At 45.4% G+C, this 20,281-nt stretch carries 20 protein-coding genes; 5 read left to right on the top strand and 15 right to left on the bottom strand.

The genetic code is table 11. From position 1 onward, the window contains the following. Positions 1 to 15: 15 nt before the first annotated feature. The 11 genes from chrA to IEV39_RS08625 form a co-directional block, all read right to left on the bottom strand. The gene (chrA, locus tag IEV39_RS08675) at positions 16 to 1,368 is read right to left on the bottom strand and encodes a chromate efflux transporter (protein WP_005284384.1); all 1,353 of its coding nucleotides are present in this window, start codon (positions 1,366 to 1,368) and stop codon (positions 16 to 18) included. A 2-nt stretch (positions 1,369 to 1,370) separates the two neighbouring features. Continuing rightward, positions 1,371 to 2,294, bottom strand: coding sequence for a chromate resistance protein ChrB domain-containing protein (locus tag IEV39_RS08670; protein WP_005284387.1), 924 nt, complete (start codon positions 2,292 to 2,294; stop codon positions 1,371 to 1,373). 106 nt (positions 2,295 to 2,400) lie between these two features. Next, complete coding sequence (locus IEV39_RS08665; protein ID WP_005284390.1) at positions 2,401 to 2,688, bottom strand: DUF971 domain-containing protein; 288 nt, start codon at positions 2,686 to 2,688, stop codon at positions 2,401 to 2,403. Beyond that, a complete protein-coding gene (locus IEV39_RS08660; RefSeq protein ID WP_005284393.1) occupies positions 2,678 to 3,670 on the bottom strand; it encodes a HEAT repeat domain-containing protein in 993 nt (330 codons plus the stop codon). Before IEV39_RS08660 ends, IEV39_RS08665 begins: the two co-directional genes overlap by 11 nt. Positions 3,671 to 3,682: 12 nt before the next feature. Next, complete coding sequence (locus tag IEV39_RS08655; RefSeq protein WP_005284396.1) at positions 3,683 to 4,504, bottom strand: ABC transporter ATP-binding protein; 822 nt, start codon at positions 4,502 to 4,504, stop codon at positions 3,683 to 3,685. Position 4,505: 1 nt separating this feature from the next. Continuing rightward, a complete protein-coding gene (locus tag IEV39_RS08650) occupies positions 4,506 to 5,348 on the bottom strand; it encodes an ABC transporter permease (RefSeq protein ID WP_005284399.1) in 843 nt (280 codons plus the stop codon). A gap of 128 nt (positions 5,349 to 5,476) precedes the next feature. Further along, positions 5,477 to 6,886, bottom strand: coding sequence for an ABC transporter substrate-binding protein (locus IEV39_RS08645; RefSeq protein ID WP_005284401.1), 1,410 nt, complete (start codon positions 6,884 to 6,886; stop codon positions 5,477 to 5,479). A 10-nt stretch (positions 6,887 to 6,896) separates the two neighbouring features. Continuing rightward, on the bottom strand, positions 6,897 to 7,142 hold the full coding sequence (locus IEV39_RS08640) for a 4Fe-4S dicluster domain-containing protein (RefSeq protein WP_005229296.1): 246 nt from the start codon (positions 7,140 to 7,142) through the stop codon (positions 6,897 to 6,899). A gap of 10 nt (positions 7,143 to 7,152) precedes the next feature. After that, positions 7,153 to 8,892 carry a fumarate reductase/succinate dehydrogenase flavoprotein subunit gene (locus IEV39_RS08635; protein WP_005284404.1) on the bottom strand — a complete coding sequence of 580 codons (1,740 nt, stop codon included), beginning with the start codon at positions 8,890 to 8,892 and terminating at the stop codon, positions 7,153 to 7,155. Positions 8,893 to 8,936: 44 nt separating this feature from the next. Next, the gene (locus tag IEV39_RS08630; protein WP_005284407.1) at positions 8,937 to 9,689 is read right to left on the bottom strand and encodes a GntR family transcriptional regulator; all 753 of its coding nucleotides are present in this window, start codon (positions 9,687 to 9,689) and stop codon (positions 8,937 to 8,939) included. A 252-nt stretch (positions 9,690 to 9,941) separates the two neighbouring features. Further along, complete coding sequence (locus IEV39_RS08625; RefSeq protein WP_005284410.1) at positions 9,942 to 10,886, bottom strand: LysR family transcriptional regulator; 945 nt, start codon at positions 10,884 to 10,886, stop codon at positions 9,942 to 9,944. A gap of 92 nt (positions 10,887 to 10,978) precedes the next feature. Between IEV39_RS08625 and IEV39_RS08620 the strand changes: the two genes are divergently transcribed. Further along, entirely contained in the window at positions 10,979 to 11,620 is a 642-nt protein-coding gene (locus tag IEV39_RS08620) for a LysE family translocator (RefSeq protein WP_005284413.1), read from the top strand. A gap of 47 nt (positions 11,621 to 11,667) precedes the next feature. Here IEV39_RS08620 and IEV39_RS08615 read toward each other — a convergent pair whose 3' ends face one another. The 4 genes from IEV39_RS08615 to IEV39_RS08600 form a co-directional block, all read right to left on the bottom strand. Then, positions 11,668 to 13,638 (bottom strand): family 2A encapsulin nanocompartment cargo protein cysteine desulfurase, encoded by a 1,971-nt coding sequence (locus IEV39_RS08615; RefSeq protein WP_005284416.1) that lies wholly within the window; start codon positions 13,636 to 13,638, stop codon positions 11,668 to 11,670. Continuing rightward, positions 13,613 to 14,545: a family 2A encapsulin nanocompartment shell protein gene (locus IEV39_RS08610; protein WP_005284419.1), complete on the bottom strand. Its 933-nt coding sequence runs from the start codon at positions 14,543 to 14,545 to the stop codon at positions 13,613 to 13,615. Before IEV39_RS08610 ends, IEV39_RS08615 begins: the two co-directional genes overlap by 26 nt. 236 nt (positions 14,546 to 14,781) lie before the next feature. Beyond that, positions 14,782 to 15,738, bottom strand: a complete 957-nt coding sequence (epsC, locus tag IEV39_RS08605; protein WP_126687447.1) for a serine O-acetyltransferase EpsC — start codon at positions 15,736 to 15,738, stop codon at positions 14,782 to 14,784. Between the two features lie 35 nt (positions 15,739 to 15,773). Beyond that, positions 15,774 to 16,283 (bottom strand): rhodanese-like domain-containing protein, encoded by a 510-nt coding sequence (locus IEV39_RS08600; RefSeq protein ID WP_005284425.1) that lies wholly within the window; start codon positions 16,281 to 16,283, stop codon positions 15,774 to 15,776. 407 nt (positions 16,284 to 16,690) lie between these two features. On the opposite strand from IEV39_RS08600, the gene tauA reads away from it, so the two are divergent. Genes tauA through tauD form a run of 4 tightly spaced genes read left to right on the top strand, consistent with a single transcriptional unit; the run spans position 16,691 to position 20,272 of the window. Next, positions 16,691 to 17,731, top strand: coding sequence for a taurine ABC transporter substrate-binding protein (gene tauA, locus IEV39_RS08595; RefSeq protein ID WP_171067871.1), 1,041 nt, complete (start codon positions 16,691 to 16,693; stop codon positions 17,729 to 17,731). A gap of 9 nt (positions 17,732 to 17,740) precedes the next feature. Then, a complete protein-coding gene (locus tag IEV39_RS08590) occupies positions 17,741 to 18,532 on the top strand; it encodes a taurine ABC transporter ATP-binding protein (protein WP_005284432.1) in 792 nt (263 codons plus the stop codon). Further along, the gene (tauC, locus tag IEV39_RS08585; protein ID WP_005284433.1) at positions 18,529 to 19,410 is read left to right on the top strand and encodes a taurine ABC transporter permease TauC; all 882 of its coding nucleotides are present in this window, start codon (positions 18,529 to 18,531) and stop codon (positions 19,408 to 19,410) included. The genes IEV39_RS08590 and tauC overlap by 4 nt, the downstream gene beginning before the upstream one ends. A 16-nt stretch (positions 19,411 to 19,426) precedes the next feature. After that, positions 19,427 to 20,272, top strand: coding sequence for a taurine dioxygenase (tauD, locus tag IEV39_RS08580; protein ID WP_005284437.1), 846 nt, complete (start codon positions 19,427 to 19,429; stop codon positions 20,270 to 20,272). Positions 20,273 to 20,281: the final 9 nt, after the last annotated feature.

Below are 20,281 nucleotides of genomic sequence, written 5' to 3'. Positions count from 1 at the left end.
ACCCGATGCATCTGCTTAAGCACCGATATATAAGATCAGGCCACAAAATGCTGAGGCAAATATCACATACAACACATTGATCTGGAATTTGAATAAGGCAATCAGCGCTGCAAGGGTAATACAGGCTGCTTCATAATTAAACGGGTGGTTAAAGCCCTTTGGCCACAGCACATGATAGCTAAAGAATAAAGCCAGATTTAAAATGACTCCGACCACGGCGGCCGTAATGGCGGTGAGGGGTGCCGTGAATTTCAGTTCATTATGGGTTGATTCAATGACTGGCGCGCCTGCCAGAATAAATACAAATGAAAATAAGAAGGTAAACCATGTGACAATTACGGCGCCGAGCGCACCTGCCAAAAACAGCTGTTCAGCACCCAATACAGCATGATTGTACGCCCCTAGAAAACCCACGAATGCCACCACCATGATCAGAGGGCCGGGAGTACTTTCGCCCAGTGCCAGACCATCAATCATTTGAGTGGGACTTAGCCATGCATAATGATTGACTGCACCCTGATAGACATAGGGCAATACGGCATAAGCACCGCCGAAAGTGAGTAGGGCGGCCTTGGTAAAGAACCATGCCATCTGGGTATAAGTATGGTGCCAACCCAATCCCAAAGTTAAAAGCAACATTGGCACACACCAAAGTAATGCTGCAATGAGCAGGATTTTGACGAGATTGCGCCAGCGGAAAATGGCATGCGCTGGTGTCGGGGTATCATCATCAATCAGGGCGGCTCCATAGCTTTTATGGCTGTTTTGATGGGCTGCCTGAGCCGTAAATAAATCCGGTTTTTTCCTGCTGAGCAGATAGCCGGTCAAGGCAGCTGCTAAAACGATCAGGGGAAAAGGAACATTAAACATAAAGATGGCAATAAATGCGGCAGCGGCGATCCCCCACATAAACGGATTTTTAAGTGAGCGACTGCCAATACGATAAGTCGCATGAAACACAATCGCCGTGACTGCAGGTTTAATGCCATAAAATAGTCCTGCAATGATCGGTACATCACCAAACTGTACATAAATCCAGGACAGAGCAATCAGGATAAACAATGCGGGAAGTACAAACAGAATCCCTGCCACCAGCCCGCCCGCTGTTCGATGCATGAGCCAGCCAATATAGGTGGCCAGCTGTTGTGCCTCGGGACCGGGCAGGAGCATGCAATAATTCAATGCATGTAAGAATCTTTTTTCAGAGATCCAGCGTTTATTTTCGACCAGTTCCTGATGCATCACTGCAATCTGGCCTGCCGGTCCGCCAAAACTGATAAACCCCAGTTTCAGCCAGAACAGCAAGGCTTGCCAAAAGGGTACAGCGGCGATGGGCTGATCGAGCTCATTGATTTGTTTTTGTTGCATGATCATTCTCGAGAAAAATTGGCATAGAGGCCATCAAAGACATAATTAGAGAGTTCAAGTAACTGATCATCATCCGTAATTTTAGTTCTTAAGCCTTGGATGACTTTTTCAATTCCGATTGCTTCGGGTGGCTCCACACCACCAACATCAAGAAAATGCACAATTTCCGCAATCTGCTTTAAAGCAGAATGTTGATGCAGAGCAAAACTGTGCAATAAGGTTTCAAACGTGACCCAATGATCGATATGACTAAAGCGGGCGCCATCAAAATCAAATCCCAGAGCAGTGGCTGAACAATCGTTTGGTGTGTCTAACCAGATGAAGGTTGCCTCAGGGTCAATAAAATTCTGGATGAGCCAGGCGGATGCTAAACGATCAATCCATGGGTGTTTTCTGGTGGCCCACACCCTATTTTGAAAGTCCTGTTTGTGTAGGATCTGAATATCGCCGTATAGGGCATGCGGTTCATCGGTTTCACCGCAACGTAAAATGCTCTGTTCAACTGCATTGAGTTCCCGAACCGTTTGCTGCTGTGCTTCGGTTGGGAAATAGTCAATTTCAATTAATGCATCGAGCTGCTTGCGTAGCTTGCGGATCTGTTTCAGCAGTTCTTTTTTATCGGTCTGGTTGAGTGCCTGTCTTAGCTGGCTGAGCTGCTGATAGAGCGCTTCATAGTCTTCTTTCCGGTTAAATAGCTGTACGAGATCCAGGTGTTCTGAGGCAATGGTTTCAAATAGATAGGCACTGCCATGTTCTGCAATTAGATTTTCGGCAATCGTATCAAACTTTTCTGAATGCTCTACCGGCAGAATATATACCCCATCTCTTAGTGTGGCTGCGCCGCAGGCTTTGAGTGATCGCCATACCCGCATCCGTGTTGTGGTGTTCTGGGTGGGGAGGGAGGAAATGAGTAAGGTTATTTTCATGTAATATACTCAACTTATTTGTTAAATATATTACACTTAAATTTTGTTTTATAAATCTAAAAAATTCATATCCTTGTAGGGTTTATATATAAGTTATTTGAATGTTTTATGACAGATTCAAGGCTTTTAAAAATGCCCAGGGAAAGATACCTTGGTCATGTCCATCATCAAAACAGATTTGAATGCCGTAACCTTGTGAGTAGATTGCAGAGATGGCAACATGCTCTGGATATTGAATTTCTTGCTGACGTAGACGTTTGGCTCGACAAAACCCGCAAGGACAACTGGCTCTCAGTTGGGCATGGCTAAACTGCTTTTCTGTGCCATCCTGCCAAGACAGCAATAGGCGTTGCTGTTCGGTATCGACTTTAAGCTGATCTGGTTCAAGCGACATCTTGTTTCTCCTGAATGAGTGCCAGCCCGATACGGATCGATTTACGTACTTCAGGATCCGGATCTTCTGCATGTTGCAATAAAATATGCTGGGCCTGTTCTCCACCAATTTCCCCTAAGGCAATCGCCACTTCTTTACGTAGGTTGCTGATGTCATGCTGGAAATTTTCCTGAAGTTTGGCAATTGCAGCTTTGTACCGAAGTAAACCTAAACTGCGGGCCACCGCAATCCGTACTTGCCAGTAAGTATCCTCCAGCTGTTGCAAAAGCGGTTGTTCTAATTCGAAGGCTTTTAGTTTTCCAATGGTCAAGGCAGCTTCGACCCGCAGTTGCCATGCTTCGGCGGTAAGAGAACTGTGTAAGGCCGATAAAATCTCGGGTGTTAAAGCTTGACTGGCTGCCAAACCGCCTGTGGCGATACGACGGATTTCAGTTTCAACATCAAACTGGGCAATTTGTGCCAAAGCAGATAATCCCTCAGGCTTCTGCAGCCAGCTTAAGCTGCTGACGGCTTCCTTACGTACCAAAGGATTGACATGTTGTAGCTGTTGCAAAATATCATCAAACAGCTGCTCAGCGCGTAATTCCTTAATTGCCCTTAACACTGAAGCAAGCACAAAGTCATCTTGATGCCTTAAATAACTTGCCAAATGACCAGCAGATTCGGGATATTTAATTTCACTTAAGCTTTGCGCGGCTGCAACACGCACATTTTCATGGGGGTCGCTCAAGGCTTGGGCCAAGGTATTTAAAGACGTTGCATCCTCCCAGCCCTCTAAACGGGTGGCTGCCAACTCACGAACCTTGCTGGCAGGATCATGTAACACGGCATGCTGTAACCAGCTTAACAATTCGGTTTGTTCCTCATCGGCAATATTCATCATTGCGACAAAGCGGATATTTTCATCGTCCTGATTCAGTTGATGGAGATAATCGGCATAATCAGCATCAATATCTGTCAGGATTGGGTAATTTAAACTCATCTTTTATGCTTCCTAAACAGCGGCTTTCTGATTTAAACCGAGTGGATTTAACCGGCTCAGTTCGGCTTGGGTGGCCTGTTTTAATACTTGTATGCAATGTTTTTTAATTTGGGTAAATTCGGTCGAAGTCACCAGATCAACATGTCTTGGGCGGGGGAAATCCAGTTTGATTTCTTCGATAATACGTCCCGGACGATGACTCATGATCAGGACCCGATCCGCCAGAAACAAGGCCTCATCAATATCGTGGGTAATGAACAGCACCGAGGTCTGAATGCTTTGCCAGATTTCAAGCAGCAGTTCCTGCATCTTTAAACGAGTCTGAGCATCCAGTGCACCAAAGGGTTCATCCATCAGCAATACTCGCGGTTGATTAATCAGCACGCGTGCAATTTCAACCCGTTGTTGCATACCACCAGACAGTTCGGCAGGATATTGATGTTCAAAACCTTTTAAGCCGACCAGTTCAATCATTTGTGCTGCCTGTTCCTGTCTTTGGGCTCTGGAAATGCCTTTCATTTTCAAGCCAAAGCAGACATTGTCCAGTACACTTTTCCAGGGAAACAGGGTGTGCTGCTGGAACACCAGGCCACGGTCGGAAGAGGGTTTTTCAATAGTTTTTTGATCCAGTAACATGCTGCCCGAGCTAATCGGTAAATGACCTGCCAGTGCACCGAGCAGCGTTGATTTACCGCAACCCGAAGGGCCCAGTAAACAGACAAATTCACCCGCCTGAACGTCAAAAGAGACCTGATCCAGTGCCTGAAAGCGTTGTTTATCCTGACCCAGATGCAGGTTGATATTGTTTAAATGAATATGACCGTACTGACGCATGTTATGCCTTCCTTAACTGATACCAAGGGGTAAGTTTTTTTCCGAGATAGCGCAGAAAAGCACTGCTGAACATGCCTAATGCGCCAATCAACAGCATGCCGACAATAATGTCTGCGTAGTTTTGCAAGGTGAAGGATTCCCAGGTGAAATAGCCAATGCCAAGCTGACCAGAGATCATTTCAGCCGTGACCAGACAGAACCAGCAGGTACCCATGCCAATTGCGAGACCTGTGGTGATACTCGGTAAAGAGCCTGGAATAATCACTTCTCGCAAAATGGCAAACTGACCCGCCCCCAGACTTTTTGCGGAAGCAATTAAACGTTGATCCACGCCTTCAACGCCATGAATGGTATTGAGCAAGATTGGAAATAACGCACCTAAAAAGGTAATAAAAATCATTGAGGCTTCTGATGATGGAAACATTAGAATTGCCAAGGGAATCCATGCCACAGCCGGAATCGGACGCAAGATTTCCAAAGGTGGCATCAATAGAGCCGCCAGCATTTTGGAATAACCAATCAATAATCCTAAAATGACCCCAACCACTGACGCGAGTAAGAAGCCAACCAACACTCGAGTAATACTGGCTTTGACATGTGCAAGCGCGGTATCCAGTTCGGCAAAAGCAACTAAAGACTGAATCACTTCTCGTGGCGAAGGCACATTGGCAAAATTGATTAGCCCTAAATTTAAATGATGCTGTGAAGCCAGTTGCCAAAATACCAGACTGAATACCAGTGACACGGCACTTAAGCTGTATGAAATGACACGACTTTTTGAAAATTTCAGCACAGGGCGGATTGCCTTAGACTGAATCGGTTGGGTATCCGCTAAACTATTCATATTGTTTTCTCCTGAATCTCAAAATCCCCCTAAATCCCCCTTTAAAAGGGGGACTTTTCACGAGTCTAAAGACTGACTAAGATTCGTGAGGCTCCTCCCTTTCTAAAGGGAGGTTGGGAGGGATTTGTTCATTTCACTAGCTTTTGGGCATTATTAAAGTCATAGACTTTACCGCCATGTGCTTTGGCCCAATTGTTGGCATCTCCACGCAGTAAGAAGGCACTGATCTGACCGTTTTTATCGGTGGCATACCATGCCAGATTCGCCAGTAATTTGATTTTTAAATTACGGTCTTGGTTGTACACCACACGGATGTTTTTACCGCTCTGCTTTAATTTATTTAAATCTGCAAAGGCCGTTTCAGGTGTAGCATAACTACGCACTTGGGCTTCGCCTTTGACCCAAATTTGTGTGACCCGATCAAAACTTTGAATCGGTTTTTGCGTCAGGGCATCTTTGGCAACGAGAGGGGATTGAGCGTAATTTTTGAGTTGTTGCGCGTAATTCAGGCCGGCGCTTTGGAAGGCTTTTTTAATGTATTGCTCATCAATGAATTGATTGACATTAAGATCAACATCATCACGTCCCAGATATTTCAAGGTGTCAACTGCAGTTTGCGTAGCACGTTTGTATTCAGGTTTCCAGCTCAGGTCACGGGTCTGTACGCCGAGAGGTCCATGAAATAAATACACCACTTCGGCAGGGATACCGGTTTTGGCTGCGATCAGTTCACTATATTTTTCAGGTTGTTTACGGATCAGTTGATCGGCTTCAATGGTCGCGCGTAAGTAGGCCTGAATAATTTCCGGATATTGCTGGGCATAGGATTTGCTGGCTAAAGAACCATGAAAGGTTGGGGTCTTGGCCTGTGCGCCGTCATAAATTTTGCGGGCAAAACCTTGGTAGGGAAATAATTCTGCAAAAGGAACGAAGTCGGCATGGGCATCAACCTTATTGCTTTTCAGGGCTGGGCCTGCGACTTCAGGCGCTTGGGCAATAATTTTGACATCCTTTTTCGGGTCCCAACCTTGTGCAGCAACAGCACGTAGTAAAAGACCATGTGCGGTTGAGGCAAAAGGTACAGAAATGGTTTTTCCTTTTAAATCTTGGATAGAGTTAACCTCAGAATCCAGCGGAACCACGATGCCGTTACCACTTCCCGTGGTACTGCCAGAAAGCACACTCAGGAAAATACTTTCTTTGCCTGTCTTTTTAAACGCGACATTGTTATTCACCGCGGGGAAGTCTGCCATGGCGCCGATATCCAGACGACCAGCCACCATTTCGCTGGTTAATGGTGCTCCAGAAGTAAAATTTTTCCAGACAATATCGTATTTGGCATCTTTATATTTGCCTGTTTTTGGCAAATATTTGGGTAGTAGGTTTAACTCGCGAATCAGCAAGCCGCCTGTAGCACAGTTAATGGTGGTATCTTGCGTACCAATGGCGATGCGGATATTTTCTGCATGTGTCAGGCTAAAGATCAGCAGTAAACTACTGCTCAGAATCAGGCTTTGGGCCAAGTGGTTAAGTCTCATGTAGTTCCCCTCATTTAAGTAAATATGGAATGTTGACCTGAATTGCATCGGTCGGGCAGTCTTTCTCGCATGGCATGCAATACCAACATTCATCAAACTGCATATAGGCTTTGTTACTTTCTGGATGAATCGCCAATAAGTCCATTGGGCAAACATCCACACAGACGGTGCAGCCTTTGTCCGCAATACATTTGTCTTCATCCACCAACACAGGTGCAGCAGTGCGGTGGGCAATTTCTTTAAAAATAAAAGCCATGTGATGTTCCTTATTCGACTGTTTCAGCGACTAATTTTTTATTGATACGTAGCAGGTTGTAGGAGTTGGCTTCATCTTGTTCGATCGGGATCAGATAGGGCTCAACTGCTTTTTTGAAGCTGAGCATATTGCCGTGCTGATCCTTTTTCAGATGGGCATGACAGAACCAGTCTCGATCATTTTTTTCAGGGCAATCTGCACGGTAGTGATAGAGTCCCCAACGGCTTTCTTCACGGAAGAGAGACGCCCGTGCGGCCATTTCGGCGCAGTCACGAATCACAGTGACTTCGGCGGCACGCATCAGTTCATGGGGATGACTGGCATTGATCTGGGCGATATCGGTTTTGATTTCTTCAAAGCGTTTCAGCGCAATCTCAATTTTCTGTCGGGTTTTCGGTGGCTGTAAGTAGTCGTTGACCATACGACGCAACTTGTATTCCACTTGTTCCGATGACAGCCCTTCTGGACGGTGTAAAGGCGCAAAAATACGGGCTTTTTCAGCTTCAATTTCCTGCGCATTCAGTTCTGAATCGGCTTGTGCTACGACATATTCGGCGGCATTGACCCCAGCAAACCAGCCATAGGTAAAGGCACCGAGCATGTAGTTATGTGGAACGGCAGCCATATCGCCCGCGCTATACAGGCCTTTGACCGAGGTTTCGGCTTTTTCATTGACCCACACCCCGGAAGCACTGTGACCGCTACAGAAACCGATTTCTGAAATCTGCATTTCCACCATGTCTTGTCGGTAATTGGTGCCACGACCTTCATGGAAACGTCCACGGCTTGGGCGTTCATTGCTATGTAGAATTTCTTCAATGGTTTGAATGGTTTCTTCGGCCAGATGATCCATTTTCAGGAACACCGGGCCATTGCCGCTTTGCAGTTCCTGATAAAATTCCCACATCATTTGGCCTGACCAGTAGTCACATTCAATAAAGCGTTCACCTTTACTGTTGGCGGTATAACCACCCAATGGACCGGTCACATAGGCACAGGCAGGGCCGTTATAATCTTTAATCAATGGATTGATCTGGAAGCATTCCAGATTGGAGAGTTCAGCCCCAGCATGGTAAGCCATGGCATAACCATCGCCGGCATTGGTCGGGTTTTCATAGGTGCCCATCAGATAGCCAGATGCAGGTAGGCCCAAACGTCCAGCAGCCCCACAACATAAAATCGCAGCCTTGGTTTTGATCACATAGAAATCACCCGTACGACAATCAAAACCGAGTACACCATTGATGGCGCCTTCGGCATTTTTCAGCAGGCGAGTAGTGACAATGCGGTTATTGATCTTGACCTGAGCACGTTTCAGTTGGCGATACAGGACTTTTTTAATGTCGTGACCTTCAGGCATCGGCAGTACATAAGCGCCCATGTGATGGACTTTTTTGACCGCGTACTCACCTGTTTCATCTTTTTCAAATTTCACCCCCCATTGATCCAGTTGCTGAATGGTGGTGAAACTGTGTTTGGCATAGGCATAGACGGTGGCTTGATTGACAATGCCATCATTGGCAATGGTAATTTCCTTGGTGTATTGCTCAGGTGTGGCGTAGCCTGGAATGACGGCATTATTCAGGCCATCCATGCCCATTGAAATTGCGCCACTGCGTTTCACATTGGCTTTTTCAATCAGTAAAACTTTCAGGTTGGGGTTGGCTGTTTTGGCTTTGATGGCTGCCATTGGGCCAGCCGTCCCCCCACCGATGACGACAATGTCATAGTCCAGTGTAATCGTATTCATGTTGTGCCTTTTTGAGTGCGTTTTAATTCACACGGTTAGTGACGTTAGGTATTTCTTTTTCGATCTACTCTTAAACGGTATTGGAAGGTCTCTCCCGAGAAGTAGAGATATTCGAAGTCAATTGGATGTCCAGCATGATCGTGAGTCAGTCGCTCTACTCTTAACAGCGGTGCATTGATATCGACCTGCAGCAGTTCACTGAGTTCTTCGTCAGCAAGGGTGGCATCAATGTTTAAATCTGCATGTCCCAAGGCAATCGATAAATCTTCTTCAATCGCTAAAAACACATCGCGCGTGGAGAGGTTGATCTCTTGCAAAGCTAGTCCAATCGCTTCGGGTAAATAGGTCAGTTCAAATGAAACGGGTTTACGGTTAAGCAGGCGAATGCGTTTAATTTCCACCACGGTACTGTTTACTGAAAGTTTTAATTTCGATGCTATTTGTGGTGTGGCAGGAATAAAGCGAAATTCTTTGACCACGTTAAACACCTCATGTCCCATATTGGTCATAGCTTCTGCAAAGCCTTGTAACTGGGAAATGTTTTGGAAGGTTTTCGGTGCGCTCACGAAAGTACCTTTGCCTTGAATCTTGTAAACCAGGTGTTCGAGCTGAAGTTGATTAAGTGCCTGACGAATGGTGATACGACTGACATTAAATAATTCACTCAGTTCTTTTTCAGATGGCAATTGCTGATGAATCCGATAGCTCCCCTCGACGATCTGTTGCAGTAGGGCCTGATAGACTTGATCATACAATGGGCGTTCGCCACTTACTTTATTCACAATCGGTTGGTTCATTGCACTTAAACTTGTTATAACAACTTGGTTGTTAGATTAGCGATTATGCAAAATGAAGAAAAATAACTTATGCAGCAAAAAATATCTGTTTTTGTGCATTGTCTATTGCGCAGGATAAAAATAAAGATGCTTTTTATTGTTTTATGAATGGATGATTTCTATTGATATATAAATGAAAATCAATATTTTAAGATATATTGATTTTCATTTGGTTTGCTATTGTCGCCAGATTTATAAATGAAAGTGCTCGTTTTAGCTTGGGGTATTTTGCGGAAATAAGACCGGTTCTGCGGCTAATTTTTCTGCCAAATATTGAATGAAGACACTGAGTTTCGGTGGCACATGACGGGTAGGTGGATAGAGCAACCATGCACCACCACTGTAATGGGTCTTAAAATGCCAATCAGGTAAAACCTGAACCAAACTCCCTTGTTCTAAGGCATGGCGTGCCACGAAGTAAGGCAAACTGGCAATGCCGAGATGCTGTAAAGCGGCACTGAGACGCACGCCGGTATGATTGGCTGCATAACGACCACGGACTGGCACCGTAATCGATTTCTGTTCCTGCTGGAATTTCCACTTCGAATCATTGGGCTGTTCACCCAAATAAATACATTGATGCTGCTTTAAATCATGTGGATGTTGCGGGATGCCATGTTGCTGCAGATATTCAGGCGTGGCACAAATTAAATGATCAATATCAATCAGTTTTCGTCCCATCAGGCCACCCGGTGGCTGTTCGGTAATACGAATCGCCAGATCGACACCATCATCAATCAAGTCAATATAACGGTCTTCCAATAGCAACTGAATATCAATTTGGGGATAAAGTGCCAGGAATTCGGGCAAATGTGGATGGAGCATAAAATGCCCAACGGCTTTGGGCACACTGATCCGAATTACGCCTTGTGGTTCAATATGAAACTGTCCCGAGCTTTCCATTACCGCTTGTGCCGCATTGACCATGTCGACACAGCGCTCATAGACCTGTTGACCACTTTCACTTAAGCGCAGTTTACGGGTAGTGCGATGCAGTAAACGTGTGCCTAGAGCACGCTCTAAACGGGCAATCGCGCGGCTGACCGCAGAAGGAGTAGAACCGAGCTGCCGTGCCGTTTCAGAAAAGCTTTCCGTTTCGACAACTTTAACAAAAGTTGCCATTTCAGTTAACAGAACCAGACCTTGATTTGTGCTCATGAAGCAAAAGTTATTTGGATTTTGATTGGATTATCGCGCTTTAAAAATCGCAATACAATCTTTTTCCTGTAGTCATGATGGAGATAAATCAAATGTGGCAGTTGTATGGACATGAGTTTCTGGCCTTGGCATTGATCCATTTTATGGCAGTCGTTTTACCGGGTCCTGATTTTATTATTACAGTACGACAAAGTGTGCGATATGGTTATTTAATTGGCTGTATCACTGCAATCGGCATTGGTGTCGGCATTTCGGTACATGTGTTTTACACCTTGGTGGGTGTGGGTGTGCTGATCCAGCAAAGTGTCTGGTTAATGTCGGTATTGCGCATAGCTGGGGCGGCTTATTTGATTTATTTGGGCTGGCAATGTTTACGTAGTCAACCGAATGCCAATCTGGATATTCTGGCGGGGGAAGCGCTGGGCAAACCGAGCTTGATCCAAGCCTTTAATATGGGCTTTTTGACCAACGCGTTGAATCCGAAAGCGACCGTGTTTTTTCTGGCGATTTTTACCACGATTGTGAGTCCGACCACACCGTTAAAGGTTCAAATCGGTTATGGCATCTGGATGTGTCTGGTGAATGCATCATGGTTTATCTTGGTCAGCATCATGTTTGCACAACCGATTGTACGGAAACGCTTTTTAGAGTTTGGCGTGTATTTCGAGCGGGTGATGGGCGTGATCTTGAGTGCAGTGGCAATACGCTTGATCTGGAGCGTTGCCTTTGCCTGAATAGAAAAAAGACTGCACCGAGGCAGTCTTTTTTTATTGCAGAGCGCTTAAGCACTGCGTTTGTTTCTGCTCAGTTGATGTAATACCGACACCAGCAAATCAATTTCTTCCGTGGTGTTGTAAAACGCCAAAGAGGGGCGCACCGTCTGTTCCACACCAAAACGACGCAAGATCGGCTGAGCACAATGATGTCCTGAACGTACCGCAATGCCATGTTGATTCAGTGCTTTACCCACTTGCTCGGTTGAATAACCTGCAAGGGTAAAGGACATCACACTGGCTTTGTTTTTCGCCGTGCCAATCGGTTTCAAACCTGCGACGCTGCTTAGCGCATGCTGGCCATATTCCAGCAAGTCATGTTCATAACGGGCAATATTGTGAATGCCGAGGCGTTCTACATATTCCAGTGCAGCACCTAAACCGACTGCATCGGCAATATTACCCGTGCCTGCTTCAAACTTGTTTGGCGCAGGTTGATAAACCACTTGTTCAAAGCTCACATCCTGAATCATATTGCCGCCACCTTCCCACACGGGCATGGTTTCCAGAATTTCAGGTTTTGCATAGACAGCTCCAATCCCTGTCGGTCCAAACACTTTATGCCCAGAGAATACAAAGAAGTCAGCGTCAATGGCCTGAACATCGGTTGGCATATGCGAAACCGATTGAGCCCCATCGACCAAGACCCGTACACCTTTGGCATGCGCGATTTTGATCACCTCGGCGACAGGCGTGACCGTACCTAAGGCGTTGGACACTTGGGTAATCGAGATCAGTTTGGTCCGTTCATTAATCAGTTTTGGCAGTTCTTCCAGAATGATTTGACCGCTATCATCCACAGGAATGACGCGGAGTTTGGCACCGACTTTTTTGCTCAGTTGAAACCAAGGTACGATGTTGGCGTGATGCTCAAGATGAGACACGATGATTTCATCACCTTCAGCAATATTTTGTTCACCCCACGTTTTGGCAATCAGGTTAATGCCTTCGGTGGTGCCACGAACAAAAATGATTTCCTTGGATGATTTTGCTCCAATAAAACGGGCCACCACATTACGCGCATGTTCATAGGCATCAGTTGCACGTGCTGCCAGTTCATGTGCAGCGCGATGAATATTGGAATTTTCGTGCTGATAAAAATAGGCAATACGATCAATCACGCTTTGTGGTTTCTGCGTGGTTGCTGCATTATCAAACCAGACCAGAGGACGGCCATTGACGCGTTCTTGCAAAATGGGAAAATCACGACGAATCGCCTGAATATCCAAAGGTTGCGCCGCACTGGCAACAAACTGCGGTTGTGAAGCTTGGTAATTGCCATAACCTGCATTGTGTTGCGGCAGATCCAAGAAGTAAAAGCCTGAAGTTGCATTATTTTGTGCTTGAGTTGAAGCTTGAGAATCTTGCTGCAACACACTTTTTAGCACATCGCCATACGGCAATTGAAATGATTGTGCAGTCGCAAAACTGGCAGCATCAAAGTCAGAGCTAGATGAGCTGGGTGCTGCAAAATCATTTAAAAAATAAAACGGCGATGCCTCGCTTGTAGACGGACGAGACGGTTCAACCAAAGGTACATTCGGTGCACTATGAATGGCCTGTGGAAAATTTGGTTCAATCGGTGGACGAGGTAAATTCGCCCCGCCGACCACGGGCGCAGAGGCAATGGCACGACGTTCAGGATAATCGGGATAGTTGGGAATATGCTCAGGATATTCAGGATTCAAACTTTTTTCATAGGCAATATTGGGCGCACGACCACTTAACGCTGCTAAAGGTTCAGCAGGTTGGGGGTGATGGGGGGGAGTACCGATATTGGGCAGGTCCAGATTCAAACCAGAAGGATGGCCACTGCCAGAGCTTGGCAATGCAGCAAAAAATTCAGTGGCAAGCCTTGAAAGTGTTGCTTCATCCGGGAAGTTGGACGGTGGTTGAACACCGGCCACTTCAGAACCCGTCGGATGACCTTGCCCAGCAGCTGTAGATGAAAGCTTACTTGTAGTTAACTGGGTAGTCATGATATTTGTCCACCTCCACATCTTCGAGTACAGCCAACGCATCCTCGGTCAATACCGCCAATGAGCAGTACAGTGAGATCAGATAAGACGCAATCGCATTGCGGTTGATGCCCATGAAGCGTACGGAAAGACCGGGTGACTGCTCACCTGCCAAGCCCGGTTGGAACAAGCCCACCACACCTTGACGTTTTTCACCTACACGGAGGAGCAGGATTTTGGTTTTACCATCTTCCACTGGAATCTTGTTGGATGGAATCAATGGCACACCACGCCATGTGATGAACTGAGAGCCGAATAAACTGACGGTTGGTGGTGGCACGCCACGACGGGTACATTCACGGCCGAATGCTGCAATCGCATCTGGATGTGCCAGGAAGAAACCGGGTTCTTTCCAGACCTTACGCAGTAAATCATCAAAGTCATCTGGTGTTGGCGGGCCATTTAAAGTTGAGATACGCTGTTCATCTGCAACGCTGGCCAATAAACCATATTCGGGATTATTGATCAGCTCGCTTTCTTGGCGTTCTTTAATGGTTTCAATGGTTAAGCGCAATTGTTCTTTAATTTGATCGTGCGGGCTGCTGTAAAGATCGGCAACTCGGGTATGAATATCCAAGACGGTAGACACACCATTTAAGAAATATTCACGCGGTTGCGCATCATAATCAACAAAGGTTTGCGGCAATGTAGCTTCATCACGTTGCGTACATGCCACTTGGATATCATCGGTGTTGCTGACACGGTTAACACGATAAATACCTGCTTCAACAGGAATCCATTGTAATAAATGTGTAAGCCAGCGCGGAGTAATGGTCGAAAGTTGTGGAACGGTCTTGGTGGCGTTGGCAAGCTGTCTGGCTGCATGATCGCCAAGTGCAAGTTGGGCTTTGTCGGTGGTTTTTGCCATGAATCAATTTTCCTGTTGTTTTTTGGCTTTGTTAATAAAAAGGGTTGGTTTTTATTACAATGTGGTTTAATCATTTATTGAATTAGACTAGAGCTGATTTATTATTTTTAAAAATATTAATATGAGATAAATAATGCTGGATTGTGATTATATGACTCATAAGAATATATTTATAAAAAATAAATATAAAATGCGAATATTGACGGTTTAATCTAAAAACCATCTGCTTCATTTAATTAAACTTTACTGTTATGCAAGGACTCGCTGGGGGATTGTAAAATCTGGCTACCTGCTGCAACGCTATGGGTGAGCCAGACATTGCCGCCAATAATGGAGCCTTTACCAATGGTAATGCAGCCTAAAATGGTTGCACCTGCATAAATCACCACGTGGTCTTCAACAACCGGATGACGGGCATAATCTTTTTTCAGTGCGCCATCTTCATTGACTTCGAAGCGTTTTGCGCCGAGCGTGACCGCCTGATAGATGCGGACATATTCACCAATCACCGAGGTTTCACCAATCACCACGCCGGTACCATGATCGATAAAGAAGCCTTTACCAATTTGCGCCCCAGGATGAATATCAATCCCGGTGGCTGAATGGGCCAGTTCAGAAATAATCCGTGAGAGCAGCGGTACACTGTGATAGAGCTGATGGGCGACACGATGATGAATAATCGCTAAAATCCCTGGATAGCAGAGCAGTACTTCATCGACGCTATGTGCTGCAGGATCGCCTTCATAGGCTGCACAGACATCGGCATCCAGTAGACGACGGATGTCCGGCAAGGTGTTGGCAAAGTCCTGTACGATGGTCTGTGCCAATGCCACCTGTTGTTCATATAGCAGCCTGTCGTTATTCGAAATGGGAATCTGCTTCACCCGACTTTTGGCTTCATAATTTAAAGCCAGTTTGACCTGTGCAAACAGGGCATTCAAAACCCGGTCAAGCGTATAGGCAATATAATAATCTTCTGTTTCCTGACGCAGCTCACTGGGTCCAAGCCGCATTGGAAATAGAATGCCGCATAGATCATCCAGTATTGATTTAAGCGCCTCTTTGGATGGAAGTTCGCGTCCACCAAATTCCTTAATACGGTGTTGCCGTTCCCGCCATTCGTGTCGTGCTTGTTGTAAGCCTTCGACCACCGGCTGTATTTTCCATTGGCTCACGAGAGTTCCTTGCAAAATCAGGGGTTAAAAAACATCAAGCTTCAAAGGTCATATCAATCTTGTAGCCAAGGTAATTGATGAATACGCCAGCCATTGCTTTGATTTCGTTGTTGCTGTTCGTTCAGATCGCCTTCGAAGCCTTCTAGCACGTTATAGACTTGGGCAAACCCGGCACTAAAGGCCGCAGTCGCTGCCAAAGCCGAGCGTTTACCACTACGGCAGAGTAAAAGAATGGTTTTGTCTTTGCCGACCTTGCTATCCAGTTCTTTCAGGAAACGTGGATTTCGGTTGAATGAGGTACCGGTTGCCCACGCCACATGGATACTTTCAGGCACATAACCGACAAATTTACGTTCTTCATTGGTGCGGACATCCACTAAGATGGCATGACCTTGTTGAACCAGAAACCATGCTTCAGCAGGCGGAATACTGCCGGTAAAATCAAGCTCATTGTCTTCTGCATATTGTTGTGCGCGTTGCAGGATATCTTGTGGGTCGTTTGAAGAACCGTCTGAAGTGAAGTTGGATTCTGCAGCTTGAGCAGAATCAAATTGAGCATTCATTTTTATAACCTTTATATACATCAGCGGGATAATGTTTTTATCTTAGGACTGTTTTTATATTCAGGAAAATAATCAAAATTTATTTATATATCTATTTTTGATAAATAATGGGTATTTATTAACTTATTCAGAATATGGTTTAAAATGGTTTTTTTAATAAATACATTTATTGGATTTAAAGATGAAATTATCAGGAATTAATATTTTACTTTTCCATTAAGTTGCATCATAAATATTTAAAAAGGGGAGTTTGGAAAATTAAATGCAAGAGCACTGAAAAATATCGCTATTGATGATAAAAACAGCATAAATTGTCTAAGACTTATTCTTATCTTATAAAGGAATAAGCAACTCACTTTTTCTTATTTTTAATCATAAGGCATGCCGCATACCATAAGCCTATATTGTTGAAAGATCATCTAATTATGGGCATCAAGAACACCAAGCCGCTAATTGTTACAGCGATCGTCCTAGTGGCGATTGTTGCTTTTATTGTCTATCAAAATCAAAAAGATGCTGCGCCTGTTCAGTCTAAAAACAACAAGGCAGTGGTGATTGCCTATCAGACAGGTGTTGACCCAACCAAGGTTGCACAGGCCAATGGTGATTATGAACGTGACAGTAAGCAAGCCATTCAATGGCGTAAGTTTGATGCAGGTTCAGATGTGGTCAATGCATTGGCTTCGGGTGATGTGGTGATCGGCAATATCGGTTCCAGTCCGCTGGCCGCTGCAGCAAGCCGTGATTTACCGATTGAGGTCTTTTTGGTGACGGCGAAATTAGGTGGCTCAGAAGCATTGGTGGTGAGTAACAAATCCGGCATCAAAAACCCGCAAGACTTGATTGGCAAAACCATTGCCGTGCCGTTTGTTTCAACCACACATTACAGCTTGTTGTCAGCACTCAAGCATTGGAATATTGCCGATAACCAAGTCAAGATCATTAATTTACGTCCACCTGAAATCACGGCTGCTTGGGAGCGTGGTGATATTGATGCCACTTATGTCTGGGAACCTGCATTAAGCAAAGTCAAAGCCAGTGGTCATGTCTTGACCGATTCGAAACAGGTCGGCGAGTGGGGTGCACCAACCTATGATTTATGGGTGGTTCGTAAAGATTTCGCTGAAAAAAATCCAGAGTTTTTAAAAGCATTCGTAAAAACCAGCTTGAAACAACTTGAAGCGTATCAGCAGGATCCAAAAGCATTTGAACAAAATGCGGACAATATCCAGAAAATTGCTCAGCTGACAGGCTCCGATGTGAAAGATATTCCTTTACTGTTGTCAGGCAATATTTATCTGAATGGCCAGCAACAACACGCAACTTTAGCGGGTGAGTTCGCCAAAAATATTTTCGATACCGCAACATTCCTAAAAAGCCAAGGCAAGGTGGATCAAGTTAAACCTGATTATCAAGCGAATGTCACCACCCAATTCTTACAGCCCTAGGAGATCGAAATGAGCGTATTAGCTGCCGAGCATCTTCATTTAACCTTTCCCAAACAGACCGTGCCTGTATTGCAAGATATCAATCTTAAGATTGAGGAAGGCACCTTGACTGTGGTTTTGGGTGAGTCTGGCTGTGGTAAAACAACATTGTTGAATATCTTGGCGGGCTTTCAACAGCCAAGTTCGGGCCAGATTACACTGGATCATGAAGTGGTGACTGCACCTGATGCACGCCGTGCGGTGGTGTTTCAGGATCATGCACTGTTACCTTGGTTAAATGTCTCTGAAAATATCGGTTTTGCTTTACAGCTCAAAGGCTTGAAAGTGCAAGAAATTCAACAGCAAGTCGATGCAATCCTGAAAATTGTGGGTTTAAGTCATGTGGCTCAAGCCAATATCTGGGAACTGTCTGGGGGCATGAAACAACGTGTCGGTATCGCACGTGCCCTGATCAGCCATGCGGCATTCATTTTGCTGGATGAGCCTTTTGCTGCGCTGGATGCCTTTACCCGTGAAATCATGCAGCAGTTGGTACTGGATTTATGGATTGAACAAAATAAATCGTTCTTCCTGATCACACATGACATTGAGGAAGCGCTTTTGCTGAGCAATCAGCTGGTGTTGATGACGGCGCGTCCAGGCCAGATTGTCGAAACTTTAAAGCTGGATTTTGCAGCGCGTTATAAGCAAGGTGAATCGATCCGTGCGATTAAGTCGGATCCACAATTTATCCAGTTACGTGAGCAACTGTTTGAACGCTTACGCGTACAGAAGCAGGCAGGACATGAGGTGGCTGTATGACGGGTCAAGCAAAAAACACCGCTTATGAGCTGAGCAAGGCAGAACAACTGCAAGCGACCAACAATGCACAGCCGGATTCAATCTTGAGTTCAATTGGGGCTTTTGTTGCTCGTCATCGCAGTTTGGTACTCAGTCTTTCCAGTGTACTGAGCGTATTGGTGATCTGGTATCTGATCACGGCATTAAAAATTGTCCCAAGCCTGTTTTTACCAAGTCCGCAAGCGGTATGGCAGAAGTTCCTTGAAGTCAGCCAGCAAGGCTTTATGAAAGCCACCTTATGGCAGCATCTGGCCGCGAGTATTTCTCGGGTCTTATTGGCCTTGGTTGCCGCGATTGCGATTGGTGTGCCTTTAGGTTTATGGATGGGACTGAATAAATGGGTGCGTGCAGTGCTTGATCCATTGGTTGAGTTATTGCGTCCGATTCCACCTTTGGCTTATTTGCCACTCTTGGTGATCTGGTTCGGGATTGGTGAAACCACCAAAGTACTTTTGATTTTCTTTTCGATCCTTGCGCCTGTGATTATCAGCAGTACCCATGGCGTATTGAGCCATCAGCTCAATCGTGAGCGTGCAGCTTTATCTTTAGGAGCGAGCCAGTCGCAAGTATTCTGGCATGTGATTCTGCCGACGGCATTACCGCATATTTTAACGGGTGTCCGTATTGGTTTGGGTGTAGGCTGGTCAACCTTGGTGGCTTCGGAATTAGTTGCAGCAGATCGGGGCATTGGTTTTATGGTGCAGTCGGCGGCACAATTCCTGATTACCGATACCGTGGTTCTCGGCATTATTGTCATTGCGATTGTCGCAGTAAGTTTTGAATTGTTTTTGCGTTGGTTACAGAAGCAATTATCTCCTTGGTATGGCCAACAGTTATAAGTGTGAGTAGTAGAAGATGACGTTAAATATTGAAATTATTAAACCAACAATCGGTGCCATTATTCACGATGTTGATTTAAACACGGCTGATGAAAATACTACACAACAAATTCAACAGGCTTTGCTGGATCATCATGTGATCTTCTTTCGCAACCAGCAGCTTGCCCCTCAGGCACAAGCTGAATTGGCGCGTGGTTTTGGTTCTTTGCATATTCATCCGATCTATCCATCGGTAGACAATGTTCCTGAAATCATTGTGCTCGATAGCTGGAAACAGGATTTGCGTGACAATGAACTCTGGCACACTGATGTGACTTTTAGCCAGAAACCGCCATTGGGCTGTGTATTGCAAGCCATCAAGATTCCACCTGTAGGCGGTGATACCCTGTGGTCGAGCGGCGCGGCGGCATTTGCTGCCTTGGATCAAGACTTGCAGCAAAAGTTAAAAGGTTTAACCGCAACCCATGACATCCGTCAGTCTTTCCCGATTGAACGTTTTGCGCATAATGATGTTGAACGTCAAAAACTGGAAGAAACCTTTAAGCGTAATCCTCCTGTTGTTCATCCTGTGGTGAGAACGCATCCGGTCACGGGGCAACCGATTTTGTTTGTGAGTGAAGGTTTTACTACCCGTATTAATGAACTGGATGAGACTGAAAGTGCTGAATTGCTCCAGTATTTATTTGCCCATGCCACCAATGAGCAGTTCCATTTGCGTTGGCAGTGGCAGGCAGGCGATGTGGCAATTTGGGACAATCGTTGTACGCAACATAAGGCTTTATTTGATTATGGTGATGCGCATCGGATTATGCATCGTGCCACGATTAACGGAGATGTACCGTTTTATCAAGCGGCAAGTTAAAATTTAGTT

This window comes from Acinetobacter courvalinii (genome assembly GCF_014635545.1).
In the GTDB taxonomy this organism is placed as follows: domain Bacteria; phylum Pseudomonadota; class Gammaproteobacteria; order Pseudomonadales; family Moraxellaceae; genus Acinetobacter; species Acinetobacter courvalinii.
This window is presented reverse-complemented; position numbering and strand designations above follow the sequence as displayed.

What these genes read in the sequence shown, in the direction of transcription:
- IEV39_RS08640 (WP_005229296.1), bottom strand. Translation starts at nt 7,142, where the DNA reads ATGGCTTTTATTTTTAAAGAAATTGCCCACCGCACTGCTGCACCTGTG.
- IEV39_RS08610 (WP_005284419.1), bottom strand. Translation starts at nt 14,545, where the DNA reads ATGGCAAAAACCACCGACAAAGCCCAACTTGCACTTGGCGATCATGCA.
- IEV39_RS08670 (WP_005284387.1), bottom strand. Translation starts at nt 2,294, where the DNA reads ATGAAAATAACCTTACTCATTTCCTCCCTCCCCACCCAGAACACCACA.
- tauC (WP_005284433.1), top strand. Translation starts at nt 18,529, where the DNA reads ATGACGGGTCAAGCAAAAAACACCGCTTATGAGCTGAGCAAGGCAGAA.
- IEV39_RS08620 (WP_005284413.1), top strand. Translation starts at nt 10,979, where the DNA reads ATGTGGCAGTTGTATGGACATGAGTTTCTGGCCTTGGCATTGATCCAT.
- IEV39_RS08590 (WP_005284432.1), top strand. Translation starts at nt 17,741, where the DNA reads ATGAGCGTATTAGCTGCCGAGCATCTTCATTTAACCTTTCCCAAACAG.
- IEV39_RS08655 (WP_005284396.1), bottom strand. Translation starts at nt 4,504, where the DNA reads ATGCGTCAGTACGGTCATATTCATTTAAACAATATCAACCTGCATCTG.
- IEV39_RS08665 (WP_005284390.1), bottom strand. Translation starts at nt 2,688, where the DNA reads ATGTCGCTTGAACCAGATCAGCTTAAAGTCGATACCGAACAGCAACGC.
- IEV39_RS08650 (WP_005284399.1), bottom strand. Translation starts at nt 5,348, where the DNA reads ATGAATAGTTTAGCGGATACCCAACCGATTCAGTCTAAGGCAATCCGC.
- tauD (WP_005284437.1), top strand. Translation starts at nt 19,427, where the DNA reads ATGACGTTAAATATTGAAATTATTAAACCAACAATCGGTGCCATTATT.
- IEV39_RS08630 (WP_005284407.1), bottom strand. Translation starts at nt 9,689, where the DNA reads ATGAACCAACCGATTGTGAATAAAGTAAGTGGCGAACGCCCATTGTAT.
- IEV39_RS08660 (WP_005284393.1), bottom strand. Translation starts at nt 3,670, where the DNA reads ATGAGTTTAAATTACCCAATCCTGACAGATATTGATGCTGATTATGCC.
- IEV39_RS08635 (WP_005284404.1), bottom strand. Translation starts at nt 8,892, where the DNA reads ATGAATACGATTACACTGGACTATGACATTGTCGTCATCGGTGGGGGG.
- IEV39_RS08645 (WP_005284401.1), bottom strand. Translation starts at nt 6,886, where the DNA reads ATGAGACTTAACCACTTGGCCCAAAGCCTGATTCTGAGCAGTAGTTTA.
- IEV39_RS08615 (WP_005284416.1), bottom strand. Translation starts at nt 13,638, where the DNA reads ATGACTACCCAGTTAACTACAAGTAAGCTTTCATCTACAGCTGCTGGG.
- IEV39_RS08625 (WP_005284410.1), bottom strand. Translation starts at nt 10,886, where the DNA reads ATGAGCACAAATCAAGGTCTGGTTCTGTTAACTGAAATGGCAACTTTT.
- IEV39_RS08600 (WP_005284425.1), bottom strand. Translation starts at nt 16,283, where the DNA reads ATGAATGCTCAATTTGATTCTGCTCAAGCTGCAGAATCCAACTTCACT.
- chrA (WP_005284384.1), bottom strand. Translation starts at nt 1,368, where the DNA reads ATGCAACAAAAACAAATCAATGAGCTCGATCAGCCCATCGCCGCTGTA.